Below are 21340 nucleotides of genomic sequence, written 5' to 3'. Positions count from 1 at the left end.
CGCTTGGCCGCAAGCTAACGATTGATTACCATGCAAAAAATAAGAAGCTTTAGCCACTTTTATCGCTTCATGACAATAATTTGATGGATGCAATTAATGAAACACTTCTTATCCTGGCCCCGCAAGTCTCTATTCAACCTACTGCTAGTATCATATCTAGCGAGCCTTCTATCCTTTAATACGCTTGCCACTCCAGAAAGTAAGCACGTTGCAATCACCCAGATTGTTGAGCACCCTGCCCTTGATGCAGTGAGAAAGGGCGTTAAGGATGTCCTCGCCGAGCATGACTGGAAAGACGGAGAAAATCTTAAGTGGGATTACCAAAGTGCACAAGGCGCACCGGCAACTGCAGCCCAAATAGCCAAAAAATTTGCAGGCGACAGGCCGGACGTATTTGTAGCTATCGCCACCCCTTCAGCCCAGGCTGCGGTTGCCTCTGCCAGAAATACCAACATAGTTTTTAGCGCAGTGACCGATCCTGTTGCAGCCAAACTGGTGAAGTCTTGGGAGCAACCGAGCAAAAACGTTACAGGCGTGTCGGACCTAACACCGATAAAACTGCATTTAGAGATGATTAAAGAGGTCCTCCCTGCCAGTAAGCAACTCGGTATTATCTACAACCCAGGAGAAGCTAATTCTGTTTCACTTCTCAAGCTAATCAAGCAACATGCTGAAGAGCTGAACCTTCAAGTAATTGAAGCAGTCTCCCCCAAGTCCTCGGATGTGCAAACTGCAGCTCGCTCATTACTCGGCAAGGTTGATGCAATTTACCTCCCTACAGACAACACAGTCATCTCTGCTATAGAAGGTATCATCAAAATTTCTGAGCAAGCAGACATTCCTGTTTTTGCCGGCGACACCGATAGTGTCGCTCGTGGCGCCATCGCGGCCTTAGGGTTTAACTACTATGAAGTGGGCCGACAGACAGGCAAGATCGTTGTGCAGATTCTTCAAGGCCAATCACCTGCTGATATTCCGGTTCAAGGTGTCATGAATACAGAGTTGTTTGTTAATCCTGGCGCAGCAAAGCGTATGGGCATAACACTTTCGCCAGAGTTTATCTCTAAGGCTAAATCACTTGTTGAATAGTTTTGCCTTATTCGGCGCCTTAGAAACCGGCTTCATTTTTGCTCTGGTCGCATTTGGAGTCTTTCTTTCTTTTCGAGTCCTGGGTTTTCCTGACCTTACTGTTGACGGGTCTTTTCCCTTAGGGGCCGCTGTCGCCGCGGCACTGATTGTTGCTGGCGTAAACCCTCTTATCTCGACGCTCTGCGCTTGCTTAGCCGGCGCCCTTGCAGGCTCAGTGACAGCGATATTAAATGTGAAACTAAAAATTTTGCATTTACTTGCATCAATCCTGACTATGATCGCGCTTTATTCCATTAATCTGCGAATAATGGATGGCCCGAACATCGCGTTGCTCGGCGTTGATACCTTGTTAAGCCCGCTAGATAAGCTAAGTATTGCTACTTATGAGATTCCTTATTACGTCGCCTACCCAATTTGCTTCGGTATCATTAGTCTTATTACTTTCACCCTGCTTTTTATGTTCCTGCGTAGTGAAATTGGTTTAGCAATGCGCGCCACAGGCTCTAACCCCAGAATGGCTCAGGCCAATGGCGTCAATACTTCGTTAATGGTTATTCTTGGGATGTCACTATCTAATGCCCTTGTCGCCCTGGCAGGCGCTTTATTTGCTCAAAGTCAGGGTAGCGCTGATGTAACTATGGGGGTCGGCATCATTATTATCGGCCTTGCTTCTGTGATAGGCGGCGAAGCCTTGATTAGCCCGAAGAACCTGTTTCGCTGGATCCTTGCCTGCCTGATTGGCTCACTACTCTATCGCCTGGTTATTGCCGTGGCACTTAACGGTGAATTATTAGGCCTTAAAGCTCAAGATCTCAATTTGATCACGGCTATTTTGGTAACGCTCGCAATTGTTGCCCCAAATATCAAAAGCGCCATTAAAGCACGCACGAGGTTCGGCCAATGATCTCAATGAGCAAGGTAGATGTTAGTTTTAATCTCGGCAGCCCCTTAGAAAACCATGTATTAAAGGGAATCGACCTGACTATTCCTAAGCATCAATTCATTACAGTTATTGGCAGCAACGGTGCAGGTAAATCAACCTTACTGAACGCCCTGTCTGGTGAAGTCGCTGTTCAAACAGGACAAATTCACTTAGATGATCAAGACATCACTAAGCTTCCTGTACATAAAAGAGCCCGATGGATAGCGCGAGTCTTCCAAGACCCCTTAACTGGCACCTGTGAAGACCTGACGATTGAGGAAAACCTTGCACTTGCGCACGCACGCACCTCACGAAGAGGGCTAAAACGAGCCGCTCGAAGAGAGTTCAAACAAAGCTTTATTAATAAGTTGAAGAGCCTGGAGCTTGGCCTGGAATATCGTTTAGAAGATAAAATTGGACTGTTGTCAGGCGGTCAACGACAAGCGGTCAGCCTCCTAATGGCAGCACTTCAACCTTCAAAATTACTACTGCTTGACGAGCATACTGCTGCCCTGGACCCGAAAACAGCCAAATTTATCCTTAACTTAAGCGAAGAGATTATTCGTAGCGAAAAACTAACTGCCTTAATGGTTACACACAGCATGAATCAGGCCTTAAGCGTTGGCGATAGAACCTTGATGCTTCATCAGGGCCAGGTTGTTCTGGATGTCAGTGGCAAGCAGCGCGAAGGTATGAACAGCCAAGACTTACTGGATCAATTCCATAAGAATCATGACGCCTTGGATGACGATAAATTAGTACTTTCCTAAACTGGCACTGACTCTTACAAAGACATTTAGTGCCGAAAGTGACTCACAACACCCGTCGCCTGATCGAGTGTTAAGCCATATTCAGACACTAAATACGCCACTTCTCGCTGCTCAGACTGACTCATACTCAAATGCAAAGAAGGCTCTTCCTCTTTATTCTTTCCAGCGACTACCTCTAATTGGCCGCGACGAATACGCAGTTTTCTTCGTCGCTCATGCTCCTGCTCTCGAACAAGCTGGACAAATGAGGATGCGAAAATACCAGCGGGCATCGCTGCGATCCCGACACCACAAACCATGACCAGCGCACCAAAAAGCTGTCCTCCGACAGTAATAGGCGTCACATCTCCATAGCCAACGGTTGTCAAGGTCACAACGGCCCACCATAAACAAGCGGGGATACTGCCAAAGGCTTCAGGCTGTTCAACTTTTTCAAAGATATAAATACCTGTCGCGGCAATAAACATCAAGATCATCATCACCAAACCTGCTGCCAGCAAGGTGTTCTTATTCTCACGAAAGACACGAGCAATCATCAACAGTGATGCAGAATAACGCGTTAACTTAAGCACCCTTACCATCGATATCAGCTTAAGAATACGCAGGTCACCAAACGCATCACCCGGCAGTAGCAACAAAAGGAATAAAGGTAAGAAAGAGAAAAGGTCGATTAGGCCCATGGGCGAACGAATATATAGCCAACGCTTTCGCCCGCTAGTCATATGAGTCGCATGAGGTGTTTCTGCCGCTACCCAATAACGCAACAGATACTCAAATGCAAAAACGACCACAAAGCAGATATTAGCAATGAGTACCCAGTCGCCCATTTGCTCCCTGAAGCCTGGCAGAGAACCAAGTACGACTTCAAGAATATTAAGAATAATAACTAATGAGAGAAAGACCGTCACTATCAAGGAAGGAAAGAAATCGGCCGAAGGCTCGTTGAGGCAGCGATACCAAAAAGCGCGGGCAGTAGTACTCATGTCGTTAACACTTCTTTTATTGTAATAGCGACAATATAGCTCGACTCAAGCCTTCATCCAAGCTCAAATCAAAGCATTTACATCAACTGTTCTGGCTAAACAGGTAAATGAGCAGCAAGAAAGTAACAAACCAGAAACCTGACAGAAGCTTCCAGAACATTAAAGTATTGGCACTCTTCTGCACCACCGGGTCCGCTTTCAGAAACTCAGGGTTTGGCTGCAGCAGGTCCTTCATAAAGTCATCGATCGTTCTATACCGTTCTTCAAGATCAAAAGACGTCCCTCTCTTCAAAGCACCGTCAAACCATTCTGGTATCACCGGGTTATTTGAACTGGCTTCAGTGTACCGTAACTGATCATAATCAAAGGCACTTCTGCACTGCTCTATTTTATCTCCATAAGGCAAGGTGCCTGTAAACATTTCATAGGTAATGGTTGCTAGCGAGTAGACGTCCCCCTGGATCCCGGGGTTATGTCCGCGTAGATAAAGCGGGTCTGAGTAGCCAGCTGTACCCAAAACGCCATCAGGAATAATCGGGCTCACGCACTCAGACAAACCGGCAACAAATACTGACCCGAAGTCCAACACCAAGGCCTTGCCCTCTTCAGTCACCATAATATTTCCGGGCTTCAAGTCTTGATGTACCGCCTCGTTTTGATGAAACGCTTTTAAGCCCTCTGCAACTTGTTTAACGATATTGATAGCAAGCTTTGGACTCGGTGGCTGGTTCTTTCTCAGCCATTTATCTAAGCCCTCTCCCTCGACATACTCCATGAGGTAATATAGAAAACTGCGCTTGCGGTCTTGTCGAATAATCTTGACCACATTAGGGTGCTGTATGCGAATACCTATCCATTCTTCCTGGATAAACCGGTCAATATAAGCGGTATCTTCCTCAAAGTTTGGTGAGGGCGTCTTCATCGCCAACAGCTCGCCTGACACTTCATCTTTTACTAGATACAACTGGCTTCGACTCGAAGCAAATAACTCTTTTTGGACGACAAAACCATCCAGTTTCATACCCTTTTCTAAAGCTGGCGGGAAAGGTAGGCGTGTCAGTTTCGCACTATAATCATCAAGGTTTTCGAAAGGCAGCTGTTCAACAATACCCACAACGGCACTGATATTGTCATCGGTTTCGCCTTCTCGTGCCAAATCTAGAAATTTGTCCGCGATAAACTCAGCCGGCTGGTCCATCGCCAGCGTTTCGATTATTCTCGCTTCCTCGATAAAGTCATGTACACCATCACTACACAGCAATAAGCGATCACCGGCTTCAAGAGGAATTCGCCCATAATCGAGGTGCAAGCGATTATCCATACCGATGGCGCGAGTAAGAAAAGTTTTACCGCCGCCTAAAGAAGCGACATGATCAGTAGTACATTGGGCGAATTCGCCTTCTCTCAGCAAAAATATTCGACTATCGCCAACATGAAAAAAGTGCGCGGTACGACCTTTGATGACGATGGAGCTGAATGTAGATAAGTAACCTTTAGTATCAGACGAGAACTCGTGACTCTTACGAAAAAGCTTGAGGTTAATCGTTGATAGAATCTGCTCTCCGCACTTACTGACTGACCAGGTGTCAGGCGTCTGGAAATATTCCTCAATAAAACGTTCAACAGCCGTATGGCTTGCTTCGCGCCCCGCTTCAGCTGATGAAACACCGTCGGCAACGACGAGTGCACAACCTTTATTGTTAAGCAGATAGCTATCTTCTGGAACCTTGACGCCAGCCGAGTCTTCATTGATCGGTTTTATACCGGCGTCTGTTGAAAATGCAGCATCAATCTTAAGAATCTGGGCCATCGAGAAATCCTGAGTTTAGTGCTATAGCGTTACCTTAACGCAAAAATGCCCGCCGATGAAATAAGCCACCAGCAGGCACTCTAGACTAGCAAGTTTCTAACTAGCCAACATCAATCATATGAACTGTGCCATCTGGCAGTACTTCAGAGATCTGTCCTTTTGGCTCATCCATCATTGCAGCAATGAAGAATACAATCAGTGCAGAACAACCGATCACCAAGAAGAAAGTACTGTAATCTACAAAGCTCAAAACAGTTAGGTAAGTTACTGCACCGACGTTACCATACGCTCCGGCCATACCTGCAATCTGACCTGTCATACGACGTTTGATCAGTGGAACTACCGCAAATACCGCACCTTCACCAGCCTGAACAAAGAACGAACAGCACATGGTTGCAATCACAGCAGCGGGGATCCACCAAGATGAATCAACCTGGCTCAATACAAAGTAGCCACATGCCAAACCACCAATCAAGAACATTAGAGCTTTACGACGACCAATGTGATCAGAGAACCAACCGCCAGTTGGGCGTGCAACCAAGTTCATGAAGGCAAAGCCTGAAGCCAATAGGCCCGCTTTGACAGGATCAAGACTTTCAAAAGTTTCCAAGAAGAATAGAGGCAACATTGATACAACCGCTAGTTCTGAACCGAAGGTAACGAAGTAAGACCAGTCTAGAATCGCAACTTGCTTAAAGTGGTACTTATCAAGCTCTTGGACACCGTTTGTCAGATTTTCTTTATTTACATTCCAGATAGAGTAAGTTTGGAAAACATATAGAGCGACCAAACCCGCCCAAATAACGTAAACAGCAGTCTGACTTAAGAGAGCAACACCCGTTGGAGATAGTTTCCAAGCCAACACAGCTAAGGCTGCATACATTGGAATATTCATGAACAAGTATAGGTAAAAGTCACCCCAGCTTGTTACTTCCAAACCACCTGCTTTCTTAGGCTTAAAGTAGGTTGAACCTTTTGGCGTATCACGTACTACCTGATAGTAAATAAGGCCATAGATACTAGCAACAATACCTGTTGTACCTAATGCATATCTCCAGCCATCTTCTCCACCGTACATCATTGCCAGCGTAGGCAATAGCATAGCCGATGCAGCTGAGCCAAAGTTACCCCAACCACCGTAGATACCTTCTGCGATACCGACAGACTTATGAGGAAACCATTCGCCAACCATGCGGATACCGATTACAAACCCGGCACCAACAAAGCCCATTAAAAAGCGCATCATTGCGAGCTGCTCATAAGATTGAGCCAGTGCGAATGCTATACACACGACGCCTGTCAGTACAAGTAAAGTACTATAAACCTTTCTGGGCCCTAGTTTATCCACCAAAATACCGATGACGATACGTGCTGGAATTGTTAGCGCAACGTTCAGAATCATCAGGGCTTTGACCTGCTGACTCGACATATCAAACGCTTCTTTCATAAACACCAAAAGCGGAGCATGGTTAAACCAAACCATGAAGGTTAAGAAAAAAGCAAACCACGTAAAGTGGAGTGTTTTAATCTTGGGGTCGCCAAAAGCGAACAGGTTTATTTTATGATCAGTGGACATAAAGCCTCCTATACAAAAAAGGGGTATGACGCTATTCTGCTTCGTGTGTAGGGTTTCCTACTTGATATGAGTCAAGTAAGGCAGGGCCTGAGAATGCCCCGGCACAGCGCATATACCTACTTTATTTTTTACTCCCTTGCCACAAAGCCAGCAGGCATCACAAAGCCTACTCACTTATAGGTAGGCGACTCATACCCCCTAACTCAAAAGGGTTAGAACAAACATGCACAAGGTTTTTTTGATTTAATAGGTATCAATCACTTTAATAGATAAACGAGCTCCTCTGTACCAACAATACCTTTGAGGATAAACCGAGTTAAACAGCCTTCGATCAGAGCGTCATAATGAATTTTGAGATCCCTGGCGCAGCCAGAGCCTTAACCATTGCCACCATAGCATTTGCTGCTAATTTTTCGGTATGGACACTCTATGCCGTTTTGGGGCTTGAACTTCAAAACAGCTTAAGCCTAAGCGCAACACAGTTAGGATTATTCTTTTCGGCCCCGGTTCTAACCGGTGCACTAGGGCGTATTCCTGCTGGCTGGCTTAGCGAGCGCTACAACCCCAAGAGCCTATTCACCCTACAAATGCTTCTTAGCACACCGCCACTATTCATCCTGCCTCACATCGAGACTCTGGAAGGCTACCTATTACTTGGCTTGTGGATCGGTATTAGTGGCACATCTTTTACCATCGGCATTCGTTATATCACCGACTGGTTTGAAAGTAACCGACAAGGCACTGCCATGGGTATATTTGGTGCAGGTAACACCGGCTCAGCCATTACCCTTGCACTTGCCCCAATTATTGTTGCGAACTGGGGTTGGGACAGCATTGGTCCTATCTATGGGGTTGGTTTACTCATTATGGCTTTTCTGTTCTGGCTAATAGCACCTACCCGCCCCTATACCCCGACAAAACTTCAAGCCGAACTTAGCACCCTACAAGCACTTAAATCCATCCAGATTTGGCGCTTCGGTCTATATTACTACTTTGTCTTCGGTAGCTTTTTAGCGCTAATCCTCTGGCTCCCACAGTATTATGCTTCCGCTTATAAACTCAGCTATAGCCAAGCGATGGCCTTTACGCTTTTCTTTGTTGCCACCTCTGGCATGGTTCGAGCATTAGGAGGCTGGTTTGCAGACCGCTATGGTGGTCGCACCGTTAACTGGGCAGTATTCTGGATATGCTTAGTTTGCTTGTTCTTCTTGTGCTATCCGCCGACCACGATGACCATACATGGCGTGCATCAAGATGTAGAACTGGCTATCGAAATTAACGTCTGGTTCTTCAGTACATTGATATTTATTATCGGTATAGCCCAGGGCTTTGGGCGAGCAAGTGTGTATAAGACAATTCATGAATACTACCCTCAGCAAATGGGGCTTGTTGGTGGCTTAGTGGCTGCAATTGGCGCCTTAGGCGGCTGCACACTCCCTATCGCTTTTGGCCTAGCCGTTGACTGGATCGGCATCCATAGCGCATGCTTCATGGTTTTATATGGTGTGCTCGCTTGCTGTATGACTGTCATGTTCCTTGCTATCAAGACTGATCGCTTTAACCAGCGCGTGCAACATGCCACCAGTCATAACTTCCTAGATGATGATTAAGCATCATCTTTAAACTTTATTACTACATTGCTTATACAAGAGAGATATCCCTATGGGTCACAACGTCAGCCAAGAAACCATCCCTTTAAACATTGCCGTATTAACGGTTTCAGACACTCGCACTGAAGACAATGACACATCAGGCCAACTTCTGGTAGAAAAGTTAAACTCGGCTGGGCACAAGCTCGCAGACAAAAAGATTGTCATTGACGACATATATAAAATTCGCGCTGCGCTCTCGAAATGGATTGCGAGTGATGACACCCAAGTTATTATCATTACCGGTGGTACAGGCTTTACTAGCCGAGATAGCACCCCTGAAGCCGTTACCCCTTTGCTTGATAAGGTCGTCGATGGTTTCGGCGAGCTTTTCCGACAAATATCTCTTGAGCAAATTGGCACCTCAACCGTCCAGTCTAGAGCACTAGCGGGCATGGCAAACAAGACCTTACTATTCTGCCTACCAGGTAGCACCAATGCCTGCCGCACTGCCTGGGATAATATAATCGACTCACAAATTGACAGCCGTCAAGGCCCTTGCAACTTTGTACCCCAGCTAAAAGGCATTGATTTCGCTGCATGTCTTGATCGAGAAAAAAGAGATAACTCTTAGATTTTCAAATACTTAAACTAAAACTTCGAGTTCATCTTAAAACACTATACCTCCAGACTTACCCATCAGGAGGTATAGCCCCTTACTCCCTTTATCCGATTGCCCCCCCAAAACCAAAAGCGTTAAATAGGTCACATCCCTTGCAAATTTAAGACACAAGAGCAAGGAGTCTTTTAGAACTTATATCAATTAGGATATCGCTTATGAAGAACGCTTTAAGTCTATCAATCTCGATGATCGCTCTCGGACTCTCTGCAGCAGCTCCAACGTTTGCAGCAGAAGAGGCAGACTCAATTACTGCCGCGATTGCGGGCGGCGATGCATCCCTTGCGCTACGTTATCGTTTTGAATATGTAGATGATTTCACCAACCGTGAAGCTTTAGCATCCACAGTGAAAACACGTTTAACCTACAAGACGCTTTCATACAATGGCGTATCCACTACGCTAGAAATGGATAACAACAGTGTTGTCGGTGAAGACAACTACAGCGACAGTGGAGCTGATCCAGATGAAGAAGCAGTAGTGCTCGATGCTACGTATACTGAAATTAACCAGGCATATATCGATTTTGCTGCGCCAGCTGATACGCTCGTTCGCTACGGTCGCCAGCGCATCAACCTAGATGGCCAGCGTATGCTAGGCGGCGTGGGCTGGAGACAAAACGAACAAACTTATGATGCTTTTACCCTAGTTAACACAGCACTACCAGACACAACATTGATATTCTCTAATGTTTATAACGTAAACACCTTTACCGGAGGCGATATCGACGGCAACGACCATCAAGTTTACTACGTAAACAACAAGAGTATTGACGGCTTGGGCTTAAGCGCTTACTTCTTGGACCTGAAAGATATTCATGACACTTTCGGTATCCGAGCAAACGGTAAAGTGAAAGCAAGTGACGACCTTACTGTCCTTTATACCGCTGAATTTGCCCAACAAACTACTGACGATGATAATGAGCATGAAACGAATTATCTTAACCTTGAAGCAGGTGTAAATGTTTCAGGCTTTACCGCTAAGCTGGGTTACGAAACTCTTGGCTCAGATGACGGTAATGCCATGTTTAAGACACCTCTTGCAACCAAGCATAAGTTCAACGGTTGGGCTGACAAGTTTGCTGCTGAAAAAGGGACTGACGGCTTAGTAGACACCTCGCTTAGCATTTCAACCAAAAACTACGGTCCTAAGATCGCGGTAATCTACCACCAGTTTGACGCCGATGAAGGTAGTGGAGATTTAGGTAGTGAAATTGACATTCTAGTTGCCAAGAAGTTTTCTGATAACTACACAGGGCTAATCAAGCTTGCCGATTACAGTAAAGGAGACTCGGGCGAGGATACTACGAAAATTTGGGTGCAGCTCGCAGCTAAATTCTAGTCTCTTAGGTTAATTTTTACTGCTAGCGGAGGTTTCTTCCACCTCCGCTTTTTTTATGCCCGATAGCCACAAAATATCCCCGTGAATTCCAGCTTTTTTTTGATCAGTGCTAAACTAAACGAATCAATAAAAACAAAGCACTTACGAGAGCCTCAGATACCGGATAGAACTAAGTCTTATCTTTTTAAATCTGGCCCTAAATACGCTACGTAAGTGAGTTTGGGAGACACTGCCAATGCTTAGCGAGAACACCCAACAAACCGTCATTGCAGCAAAGGTTGCCGCTGAGCTCTATCATGCTCAGGAGATTACTCGAAGCTTATCTATTTCTTCCAAAAATTTGCGCGTACTCGCTAAACGTATTGGCGAAAGCGCAGCCGGTCTAGCTGTTTTGGCAACCTTTTATGATGAGTGTTCACGTGAATCCATATCCTTGGCCGACCTGGTGAGTACCATGACTGTTGAAACCGCCAATAAAGCCGTTCGCGAGTGGCGTACCAGTTTATTTGAAGAGAAGCTTGAAAAAGCCTATAGAGTGATGGAACCGGACAAAGTACCTCAGATCGTCCAACAACACATCCAGGGGCGCCCTCAACGCGAGCAGCAAAGCCGTGAACGCATTGCACGCTTTAACCGCGAACTAAATGACCTTCTGACGGAAATGCAAAAGAATATTCGTAGCATCGCCGTTATTGCTGTTAATTCCAAAATCGAAGCGCCTCGAACTGGCGAACATAGCCCTGTTTTACTCGATATGGCGCATAACGTTGAAGAGATGATCAAGCGCATCCTTTACCATATCGATAAAGCGTTAAAGTTTTTATCTACTAACAATAAACTAATCTAGGCACGCACATGAAATCTCAAGCAATATATCAAGAAAAGCATCAATGGATCTATTTCGGAAGAGACCCTGACAAGCCTGAAAAAATTATTGATTCGAATCAGTTTATGATCGTGAATAATCAACAAGCTGTTTTACTCGATCCTGGCGGTGTTGAGCTTTTTGCTCCTATGTTAAGCTCTGTCGTCAAATACATTCCTTTAGAGCAAATCACTCACTTGTTTGCTTCTCACCAGGACCCAGACATCATTTCGTCTTTGGGTCTTTGGGATCAGGTTATCCCAGATGCGAAACTTCATGGCCCTTGGCTTTGGGAAGGCTTCATACGACATTTCGGCATGAACAATATTTCTTACGAGGCGATACAGGATGAAGGCCGAACATTGGATCTGGCGGGCCTGTCTTTACAACTGATTCCCGCACACTACCTTCACTCTTCGGGCAACTACCATGTATATGACCCTGTCGCGAAGATCCTGTTCACTGGCGATGTTGGTGCGGCTCTTGAGCCTATCGACAGCCCAATGTTCGTCGATGATTTTGATGCACATATCCCGAAAATGAAAATGTTCCATCAACGCTGGATGCCTTCCAATGCAGCCAAAAATGACTGGATCAACCGCGTCAGAAAATTAGAGATCGACATGCTTCTTCCCCAGCACGGCCGAATATTCAAAGGTGAAAATGTTGGGAAATTCCTGGACTGGTTCGAGCAATTACAGGTAGGATCCGCCATTTCGCAGAAAGAATAGCCTTAATTTCGAATCGGAACACATGAAAAAACCTGAATTATTATCTCCCGCAGGCTCGCTCCAGAATATGGAGTACGCCTTCGCCTATGGCGCAGATGCAGTTTATGCTGGCCAACCACGGTACAGTTTGCGCGTCAGAGAAAACGAGTTTAACCATATTGAAAATCTTGCCAAGGGCGTTGCTCGCGCACACGAGCTTGGCAAACAGTTCTATATCGCATCGAACATTAGCCCGCACAATGACAAGGTAAAAAGTTACCTTCGCGACATGGAGCAAGTCATTGCTATGAAGCCAGATGCGCTGATTATGTCTGACCCCGGCATTATCATGATGGTGCGAGAAAAATGGCCTGATGTGCCTGTTCACCTTTCAGTTCAAGCAAACGCGGTAAATTGGGCAACAGTGAAATTCTGGCAACAACAGGGCCTGACACGCGTCATTCTTTCGCGGGAACTATCCTTGGATGAAATTGCGGAAATTAAACAACGCGTTCCTGAAATGGAAATTGAAGTTTTCGTTCACGGTGCTTTGTGTATTGCCTACTCTGGCCGTTGTTTATTGTCCGGTTATATGACCCATAGAGACTCAAACCAGGGCGCTTGCACAAATTCCTGTCGCTGGAAGTACCAGACTCACGAAGCAGAACAGACTGATGGCGGAGAAATTGTTCCAAGCCAAGCAGTTGAAACCTACGACCCTAATGTTCAAACACTTTCACTTTCGGAAAGTTCTGACGTCCTAGAAAAAGTTTCCCCTTTATACCTACTACAGGAAAAAGGCAGACCTGGTGAGTACATGCCTGCTTATGAAGATGAGCACGGCACCTACATCATGAACTCCAAAGACCTACGAGCTGTTCAGCATGTTAAGCGCCTGATGGATATAGGTGTTGAGTCCCTGAAGATTGAAGGCCGTACCAAATCGTACTATTACGCTGCAAGAACTGCTCAAGTATACCGACAAGCGATCAATGATGCCGCCGCCGGCCATGAGTTCAACATGGCCTTGATGGACGACCTCGAAGGCATGGCTAATAGAGGTTTCACAGAGGGTTTTTACCGCCGCCATGTACCTGATGAATACCAAAACTATGAGACAGGCAATTCAACCTCAACTCAGCAACTATTCGTCGCAGACGTTCTGGAAGGTGACCTTGGCACAAATCGCATCAAACTTGAGGCGAAAAACAAGCTTTCTACTGGAGATCAGCTCACGCTGCTAACACCGGTAGGTAATATTTCCTTCACCGCAGCACAGCTATTCAACAGCAAGAACGGCCGAGAAATTGAGTCAGCTCTTGGCTCGGGTTATAAAGTTGAACTCGAGGTTCCGGAGCTTTCCAAGCTTAAGCTTACTCACGAAGCGCTTGAAAAAGGCTTAATTGTTAGAAATATCTAATCAAGGACAAATCTTCCTGTAAGCAGAGCCCGCTCCTCAAGGGCGGGCCTCCTGCAAAAGTGCTGATAGCATCCTAAGGCAGGCTCGGCCTTTGGCCGCGCACTATAAAAAGGCTCTGAGTCTTGTACCTTAATAGATCATTTGCTACTTTTTAGGTATTGATTCTTCCTTGCCCCCCCTCTAGCCTTAAAGATTGATTACTTAGTAGGCAGAGCTTTCCATAGCTCGCTAGCGGGCTAGTACATGCCTTCAGCTAAGCACGGTATGAAACCCGCTACCTACACAAAATAACCATAGTCATAGTGATACAATCCTCACTAGCTGGCATAGGAATCGTCAATGCAACCTAAACACGAGCTCAGCTCTCAACACCCAGCATTATTCAACCTTGGCTTTCGTGCATTTTTCGCCGGTGCTAGCCTCCTTTCTTTAGTCAGCATCGCCGTATGGTTACTCTTTCTAAACCAAGCCTGGTCTTTTAATTCAAATAGCATCAGCCCTTTTCAATGGCACGCTCATGAAATGATCTATGGCTACGCCGTGGCAGTAATCGCCGGCTTTTTGTTAACCGCAGTAAAAAACTGGACCGGCCTACAGACTCCTCACGGCAAACCGCTCATGATCCTCTTTTCTTTGTGGGCCCTGGCACGCCTAATGTGGCTGATTAACGTACTATCACTCGCTGCATTCTTCGACCTCATCTTTATCGTTTGTCTCGGCTACGCTATTGCCAAGCCGATCATCCAAGTCAAACAATGGCGTCAAATGGCGATTCTTTCGAAGCTAGTGCTGATTGCAGTCGGGAATGCCTTTTTCTATGCTCAAGCACTTGGTTTTAGTGATTCAGGTGCACATACATCCCTCTACGCAGGCCTCTATATCGTTGTCGGTCTGATCCTGACCATCGGGCGTCGGATTATTCCTCTTTTTATTGAACGAGGGGTAGGCTACGAAGTGACCTTGTTTAACTCTAGAATTCTCGATATCTCAAGTATGCTGGTCTTTTTAGTGTTTTTTATCGCAACCCTCTTTACCAACTATATCACCCTCGCGCAGACTGCTGCGGCACTCATGGTCATTATCACGACCATACGTATGATCGGCTGGTATACATCAGGTATATGGAAATCCCCTTTGCTATGGAGTTTCTTCGTAACCCTGGGTTCAATTACCATCGGCTTTTTAATTTTTGTATTTGAAACCAGACTTTCACTGTCGCCTTATTTGTCCATACATGCTTTTGCTGTCGGCGCTATTGGCGTTATGACCATGGGCATGATGGCACGCGTATCAACGGGCCATACAGGGCGAAACCTTAAGCATCTACCAAAGACTTTAGGGCCCGCCCTGCTTATTCTTTCTCTGGCTGCCATCATTAGGTTTTTTCTACCAGCCATTGCTCCGGGTAGTCACTTGCTTTGGGTCAATATTTCCGGTGGTCTGTGGATCATAGCATTTTCATTATTCTGCCTAGCCTTTATTCCCGTATGGACAAGCCCCCGTGTAGATGGGAAATACGGATAAAAAAATGCGCCGGTCACATTTCAATTAACCCGAAAGGTCGCACAATTGAGCGTTTGAGAATTTTACGTGCCAAGCAGTCAAACGGAGATATGCCTAATACCAGCGGGCTTACCTCTCAGACCATGCAGGCCTGCTTGGCAAAATAGAGTTGGCAAAGTAAGCGCCTGAGATCCCTCCAGACAAGTTAGTCATCCATACCTTGTCCTCCCACCCTGAATTTCCTGAAGCCTATATTTTCAGGCATAATATAAGCTTAAATTTTTGATTCAGGATATCCCATGCAAGAAATCACTATTCAAGCCCCCGATGACTGGCACCTTCACTTTCGAGATGGAGACATGCTCGCAGAAACTGTCCCGGCAACCGCTCGGTGCTTTAAGCGAGCGATAGTGATGCCTAACCTTGTCCCGCCTGTTGTTAACACAGAAATGGCACTTGCTTATAAAGCCAGAATTGAAAACGCTATACCTGAAGGAGTCGATTTCACTCCCTTAATGACCCTATATCTGACAAACGATACAAAGCCCGAAGACATTACTCGCGCCAAGCAAGCGGGCATTATTGCAGCCAAGCTTTACCCAGCAGGAGCAACAACCAATTCCGATGCTGCAGTTTCAGCCTTGAACGAGCTTTACCCGGTTTTTGAGGCAATGCAAGCTTGCGACATGTTATTACTGATTCACGGTGAAGTGACCTCTCATGAGGTTGATATCTTTGATCGGGAAAAGTTTTTTATTGAACAACACCTAGCCCCTATCACCGAAAAATTTACCGAGCTAAGAGTTGTTTTTGAGCATATCACAACCTCTGAAGCTGCTCAGTTTGTACAAGCAGGCTCAGACAAACTGGCCGCAACGATCACTCCCCAACACCTGCTCCTTAATCGTAATGACCTGCTCGTAGGCGGTATTCGGCCCCATAACTTCTGCCTACCTGTACTTAAACGCAACACCCACCAAACAGCGCTTAGAGAAGCTGTAAAGAGTGGCTCAAGCAAATTCTTCCTTGGAACCGACTCAGCACCTCACGAAAAGGCGAAAAAAGAGTCATCTTGCGGCTGTGCTGGCTGCTACAGTGCCTGGAGCGCTATAGAGCTTTATGCGCAAGTATTTGAGGACCTTGGAGCGATCGACAAGTTCGAAGGCTTTGCCAGCCATCACGGCCCAGATTTTTACCAACTACCACGCAATACCAGTACTATCACACTTCAAAAAGAAGAATGGACCATCCCGGAGCAAATCATTCTCCCTAATGGCAATCCAATTGTTCCTTTTTATGCCGGGCAAACAGTTAACTGGAAGCTAAAAACAAAATAACTCCAGATCTCACCGTCTTGGCCGATATAAGCCAAGACGCCGCTGATTGCGGTCGTTATTTTTTCTACAAACATTGTAGAAATACGTAAGCATACTAGACTTATTCAAACAAGCTAAAACGATTGCTTCTAGTGACACTGAGGCCAGACTTGCTCGCTAAATAGGCTCGTCTTGTCGTTCGCACTCGAAACATTTTAGCGCTCGGTTCTTACACTGGTGATAAAGGTCACTCAATGAAATATGAATACGCTTGTCTGCTTTTCCTGCAGGTTCTCGCAACTGGCTGGCTAGTCATCGCACCGCCGCTACCAAGCTACGTCATCGTTCCCTTAGTGTTCATGACAATGATCGTTGGCTTTATGATTTGGCAACGCATTGAGCGATCTTTAGTGCCCTATGACCAAACACCGCGAGCAAAACGGGCGGCAAGAGAAAAGCAGGCGCAAATTGAGTTATTCGATAAAATCCACCATATGATGGATGAAAAAATTGCGCTTATCGCCCAGCTTGCAGAGGATACTGAAAAACTTACACACTCGCTTTCTGACGATACGACACAAACTGCAGAGACAATCGAACGGGCAGACAGCTATGCTAAATCATTATCAAAATCTTTAGATGAAAACCTTGAGCCCAGCACACTAGAAAGCCTCAACAACTTTGGAGAAGTTTCGAATCAGGCCTTAGCCCAGCTGATTCAGCAATTTGAAAACATTCAGGCGGCTTCTGTTACTTTAAACCAGAACTTTGACGATATTGATGCACGTTTTCATGAAGTAGTTGAGCATCTAGAAGATATAAACAAGATCAACTCACAAACCAACCTCCTTGCGCTCAATGCCGCGATTGAAGCCGCTCGAGCAGGCGATGCAGGAAGAGGGTTTAGCGTTGTTGCAGATGAAGTGCGCACGCTTTCAGTTCAAACAGATGATTTTAATGACAAGATCAGCGCTAAACTGGCAGAAACCGAAACCATGTTCAAAGAGTCTGTTGAGTGTCTGGATATTGCTGCCCAAGCCGACCTATCCAACACCCACCAAGCAAAGGAGACATTGCTAAGCTTATGGGAGCATTTGCAACCTGAGGACCCAGAAAATAATCCCAACCTGCCCTTGATCGCCTCTCTCAAAGAGGAAATAGAGCAGTTATATAACATTTCAAATACCGAGAAACTGTCCAGCGATGCAATTCAACAGAAAGCATACAAAGTTTATCAGGATTCGCAGCACTTCAAGGACTTCTTCGGTCCTATATTGAGTGATTTCAAGCAGCTATATAGCTGTAAAGACGAAGACCAGCAAGAAATTCTCCGACGCGCACTCTCTAAGCGAGTAAATAAAATCCCCTAAGTCTTACTTTTACTGGTACAGACAAGACAAAGCTATTACGTAATGTTAATATCACTTTCACACAAAGTTACAATTCTTTAGTTAGAATTTTAACTATCGGATAAGGATTTCAGGATCTTGGCTCATACATACCTATAAGATATAGAGATTAGCAGCGTTACTCTATTAATAACTGCACATTACGCAGAAGCCCGTTTTAGATTCTTTACGTTTATTCCAACTGTTGAAATCGCGCATACCACTATACATTTGCGGTTTTTAGCCCTTTCTTGCGTCATTTTATAGGAAGGGGCGAGTTGTTGAATTATGCCTGTCCATAATGAATATTTCGAATGTACAACTATGAAAGCAAAAGATACAAGTCAAATAGCACTCTCCAAACTATGTACACTGCTAATGTGTTTGTTCTTAAGTGGCTGCGAATTTTTTGATAGCGACCGGCAAGATAACAATGTTGATGGACGTGCTGTTAAAGGCGTCATCAGCAACGGCATAATCAGCGCATACCGAGCCGAAGATAATAGCCTGATCACACAAACACGCAGCGACTCATCCGGCTATTTTTCACTAGACTTAAACGAACTTGAAGATGGCACGCTCGTTCTACTCTCACTAAGCGTAGATACTGATACTCGCATGCTTTGCGACCTGGTAGAAGGCTGTATTGAAAAAATATCTGGCCAAACACTTTCGTTTGGTGAAGCAGTCAGACTCCCAGCTTATTTTCAACTCTTAGGTCTAACAAGCAAGCAAACCCACTCCACAACGTTTCTTTCACCTTTAAGTCACCTTATTGTTAAAACTGCGCAGTCTCTGCCTCAGGGCTTAAATGCGCAAAACATAGTAACAGCCACTCAGTGGGTCATGGAAAGTTTTGACTTAGAGAGCGACCCCTTAACTACCCCAACACTTGACCTAACAAAGCTCTCGGATGCAAGTGACGAATCTCTAAAGCAAGCAATTCTAAGCGCTTCTCTTTATGAGCACGCGCTTGATACAGAGTGGATAGGCACGAACCAATTGCTTGATCATATTCCCTTAGCGAACGTGTTCTACACAGCAAGCGACCTAGCAGAGCAGCTTTCTGCATACCTGGACACCTACTCTGACAACGGAAATAGTTATGCTAGCGCACTGAGCAGTATCACCAATGATGCTCAAAATATTGCAGAAGATCTCGACAGCGCTGAGCTTCAAATTCAAACTCAACCGCAGTCCATACATACCAGTGAATCACAAAGCTTTTCTTTGTTTGTTCTCGCATCCGGAGCGGGAAGCTTAAGCTATCAGTGGCAGAAGGATGGCGAGAATATCCCGGGCGCGACAGCAAGCTCCTACAATAAAACGAGCGCTCAACTTAGCGATTCTGGTTTATATAGTGTCACCATTTCCAACAGTGAGGAAACTATCCACTCGCTAGAAGCCCTTGTCTCAGTGGAAGAAAACGTGTTACCCGTCAGCATATCCCAGCAACCTAGCGCTAGCATCGTCACTGAAGGGGAAACAATCTCTCTCAGCGTCTTAGCGACTGGCGGAGATCCAATCAGCTATCAATGGCAAAAGAACGGCTCCTTAATTCCTGGCGCAACACATAGCACTTTAACGATTAGCCCAAGTTCAATAAGTGACACGGGAAGTTACCGAGTATCGATTAGCAACAATGTTTCCCAGGTTTATTCAAACTTTGTCAGCGTTACCGTCAATGAACAACTTGCAGCACCCAGCATTAACTCGCACCCCGTTTCATTAACAGTATCCGAAGGAAGCTCCGCTTCATTTAGCGTCAACGCTGGCGGTGGAGGCTTTCTGACTTACCAATGGCGACACAATGGCACGGATATTAGCGGCGCATATAGCAATACCTTAAGCCTAAACTCAGTCGAGTTAAGTGATGCAGGGAGCTATGATGTGACAGTTAGTAACACGCAAGGCTCCGCTACATCTTTCAGTGCAAACCTAAGCGTATTATCTATAAGTGTACCGGTAAGCATAACCCAGCAGCCCTATTCACAAGAGATCAACGCGGGTGAAAGTGTAGACTTAACAGTTCGCACTAGCGGAGACGGCCCATTCTCATATCAGTGGCTATTCAATGGCGAAGAGTTAGTTGGCGCTAATTCGCAGGACTTGAGCATCAGCAATGCGGGTATCGAAGATACCGGCTTATATTCTGTAGTCGTCAGTAATGCCAGCAGTGAAGCTTACTCACAAGAAGCCTTGGTCTCGGTTAACTCTCTACCTTCTTCACTCGAGCTAAGCTGGTCTGCGCCAAGCACACGTGAAGACGGCAGCGCACTGGAAAGTAGTGAAATTTCAGCATATGTTATCGAATATGCTTATAACAACACCGAGCTAAACCAAAGCATTCGTATTAACAGCACAGGTAGTGAGACCTACAACTACATAATCAGCGATGTGCAATCAGGAACAATGTACCTGCGTATTGCAACAGTCGATAGCAATGAGATTCAAAGCCAATTCTCTGAAACGATTTCTATCGACATCCCTTAAAGCACTTGTTAACGCTATTCAGCCACAGAGGTGAATAGCGTATCTCCTCTCCTTAGCTAGAAGTGTTGGCATACGCGACTCTTAGTTATTACCAAACTTCCTAGGCCTGTTAAAACGCCAGAAGTCCATTTCCTCTTCCCTTTGAATCGTAACAGCTTCATGCTCAAAGTATTTTTGCCTAAGCTCGGCAAGAGACTCATCAAGCTGTTCTGCATCAAGGCTCGCCACCAATTCAGCTCGCTCAGCCATATAGGCGTAACCAGTTTGCCATCTCGCCTCACGTTCTTGGTCCTTTGCAGCAAGTGTTTCAATTTGCTCTTCTGAATAACCTAACTGGCGCCGAATATTATCTATCTCTATCTGTCGCTCTTCAGCAGGCATTTCAGACAAACCCTTTTGAACAGAGCTAAGGTTAAAAAAGGCTCGAGAGATTACCCCTTCACTAAGGGCTGCGTCCTGGACACTTCCAGCTAAATTTTCATCAATTGCACTACGAAGTTGAAATAGCTTTTCATCCAGGCTCGTCTCATTTGATTGATCTAGCTGATGAAAAACTTCCTGCATTCTAAGTTTGCTTTGGTTAAGGTTATCTTTCTCATCTTGCCAAATTAGTTCGGCATCACTGCCAAAAATTTCTCTACGCTTTTCCCAGAGCATACCGTTTTTTGCTAAAGGAGATAATTCTTCCAGGTATAAATACTCTTCTGAAACCCAGTTTTGGTAGCGCTCTAAACCTTCAATGACACGAAAAATAGACTCGGCAAATTCAGGGAACGCTGCAAGCACAAGGCGAGTAAAACGCTCCTCCCCACTTTCCGGATACTTTTCCAATATATAACGTTTTACTGTTAAAAGACTCGCTTGAACCTTCAACTCGGCAATATGTT

Annotated in this window: 17 protein-coding genes; 13 read left to right on the top strand and 4 right to left on the bottom strand. The window is 45.5% G+C overall.

Features of this window, described 5'->3' with window-relative positions; translation table 11 throughout:
• The first annotated feature begins 96 nt into the window (after positions 1–96).
• The 3 genes from A3729_RS08870 to A3729_RS08860 are packed head-to-tail and all read left to right on the top strand — an operon-like array spanning position 97 to position 2781.
• A complete protein-coding gene (locus A3729_RS08870; protein WP_068633690.1) occupies positions 97–1089 on the top strand; it encodes an ABC transporter substrate-binding protein in 993 nt (330 codons plus the stop codon).
• Positions 1079–1993 (top strand): ABC transporter permease, encoded by a 915-nt coding sequence (locus A3729_RS08865; RefSeq protein ID WP_068633688.1) that lies wholly within the window; start codon positions 1079–1081, stop codon positions 1991–1993. The genes A3729_RS08870 and A3729_RS08865 overlap by 11 nt, the downstream gene beginning before the upstream one ends.
• Positions 1990–2781, top strand: coding sequence for an ABC transporter ATP-binding protein (locus A3729_RS08860; RefSeq protein WP_068633686.1), 792 nt, complete (start codon positions 1990–1992; stop codon positions 2779–2781). Before A3729_RS08865 ends, A3729_RS08860 begins: the two co-directional genes overlap by 4 nt.
• A gap of 26 nt (positions 2782–2807) precedes the next feature.
• Here A3729_RS08860 and A3729_RS08855 read toward each other — a convergent pair whose 3' ends face one another.
• From A3729_RS08855 to A3729_RS08845, 3 genes are all read right to left on the bottom strand, one after another.
• A complete protein-coding gene (locus A3729_RS08855; RefSeq protein WP_068633684.1) occupies positions 2808–3764 on the bottom strand; it encodes an ion transporter in 957 nt (318 codons plus the stop codon).
• An 82-nt stretch (positions 3765–3846) separates the two neighbouring features.
• Positions 3847–5574: a bifunctional protein-serine/threonine kinase/phosphatase gene (locus A3729_RS08850; RefSeq protein ID WP_068633683.1), complete on the bottom strand. Its 1728-nt coding sequence runs from the start codon at positions 5572–5574 to the stop codon at positions 3847–3849.
• Positions 5575–5674: 100 nt separating this feature from the next.
• Positions 5675–7150 (bottom strand): NarK family nitrate/nitrite MFS transporter, encoded by a 1476-nt coding sequence (locus A3729_RS08845; RefSeq protein WP_068568131.1) that lies wholly within the window; start codon positions 7148–7150, stop codon positions 5675–5677.
• A 344-nt stretch (positions 7151–7494) separates the two neighbouring features.
• Between A3729_RS08845 and A3729_RS08840 the strand changes: the two genes are divergently transcribed.
• From A3729_RS08840 to A3729_RS08795, 10 genes are all read left to right on the top strand, one after another.
• A complete protein-coding gene (locus A3729_RS08840) occupies positions 7495–8760 on the top strand; it encodes a nitrate/nitrite transporter (protein ID WP_068516785.1) in 1266 nt (421 codons plus the stop codon).
• 52 nt (positions 8761–8812) lie between these two features.
• Entirely contained in the window at positions 8813–9373 is a 561-nt protein-coding gene (gene moaB, locus A3729_RS08835; protein ID WP_068567508.1) for a molybdenum cofactor biosynthesis protein B, read from the top strand.
• A gap of 203 nt (positions 9374–9576) precedes the next feature.
• Positions 9577–10758 carry an alginate export family protein gene (locus tag A3729_RS08830; protein WP_068633681.1) on the top strand — a complete coding sequence of 394 codons (1182 nt, stop codon included), beginning with the start codon at positions 9577–9579 and terminating at the stop codon, positions 10756–10758.
• 235 nt (positions 10759–10993) lie between these two features.
• A complete protein-coding gene (locus A3729_RS08825; RefSeq protein ID WP_068516779.1) occupies positions 10994–11605 on the top strand; it encodes a hypothetical protein in 612 nt (203 codons plus the stop codon).
• Between the two features lie 8 nt (positions 11606–11613).
• Positions 11614–12354 carry an MBL fold metallo-hydrolase gene (locus tag A3729_RS08820; protein WP_068516776.1) on the top strand — a complete coding sequence of 247 codons (741 nt, stop codon included), beginning with the start codon at positions 11614–11616 and terminating at the stop codon, positions 12352–12354.
• A 22-nt stretch (positions 12355–12376) separates the two neighbouring features.
• Positions 12377–13753, top strand: a complete 1377-nt coding sequence (gene yegQ / locus A3729_RS08815; RefSeq protein ID WP_068568159.1) for a tRNA 5-hydroxyuridine modification protein YegQ — start codon at positions 12377–12379, stop codon at positions 13751–13753.
• A gap of 339 nt (positions 13754–14092) precedes the next feature.
• On the top strand, positions 14093–15277 hold the full coding sequence (locus tag A3729_RS08810; RefSeq protein ID WP_068516770.1) for an NnrS family protein: 1185 nt from the start codon (positions 14093–14095) through the stop codon (positions 15275–15277).
• Positions 15278–15555: 278 nt separating this feature from the next.
• Positions 15556–16593 carry a dihydroorotase gene (gene pyrC, locus A3729_RS08805; RefSeq protein ID WP_068516767.1) on the top strand — a complete coding sequence of 346 codons (1038 nt, stop codon included), beginning with the start codon at positions 15556–15558 and terminating at the stop codon, positions 16591–16593.
• Between the two features lie 233 nt (positions 16594–16826).
• Complete coding sequence (locus tag A3729_RS08800) at positions 16827–17942, top strand: methyl-accepting chemotaxis protein (RefSeq protein ID WP_068516764.1); 1116 nt, start codon at positions 16827–16829, stop codon at positions 17940–17942.
• Between the two features lie 342 nt (positions 17943–18284).
• A complete protein-coding gene (locus tag A3729_RS08795; RefSeq protein WP_197470008.1) occupies positions 18285–20453 on the top strand; it encodes an immunoglobulin domain-containing protein in 2169 nt (722 codons plus the stop codon).
• A gap of 81 nt (positions 20454–20534) precedes the next feature.
• Here the strand turns inward: A3729_RS08795 and A3729_RS32665 are convergent.
• Positions 20535–21340 (bottom strand): hypothetical protein (locus A3729_RS32665; RefSeq protein ID WP_068633679.1); only part of this gene is annotated, 806 nt, incomplete at its 5' end.

The organism is Oleiphilus sp. HI0043 (assembly GCF_001634935.1).
This window is presented reverse-complemented; position numbering and strand designations above follow the sequence as displayed.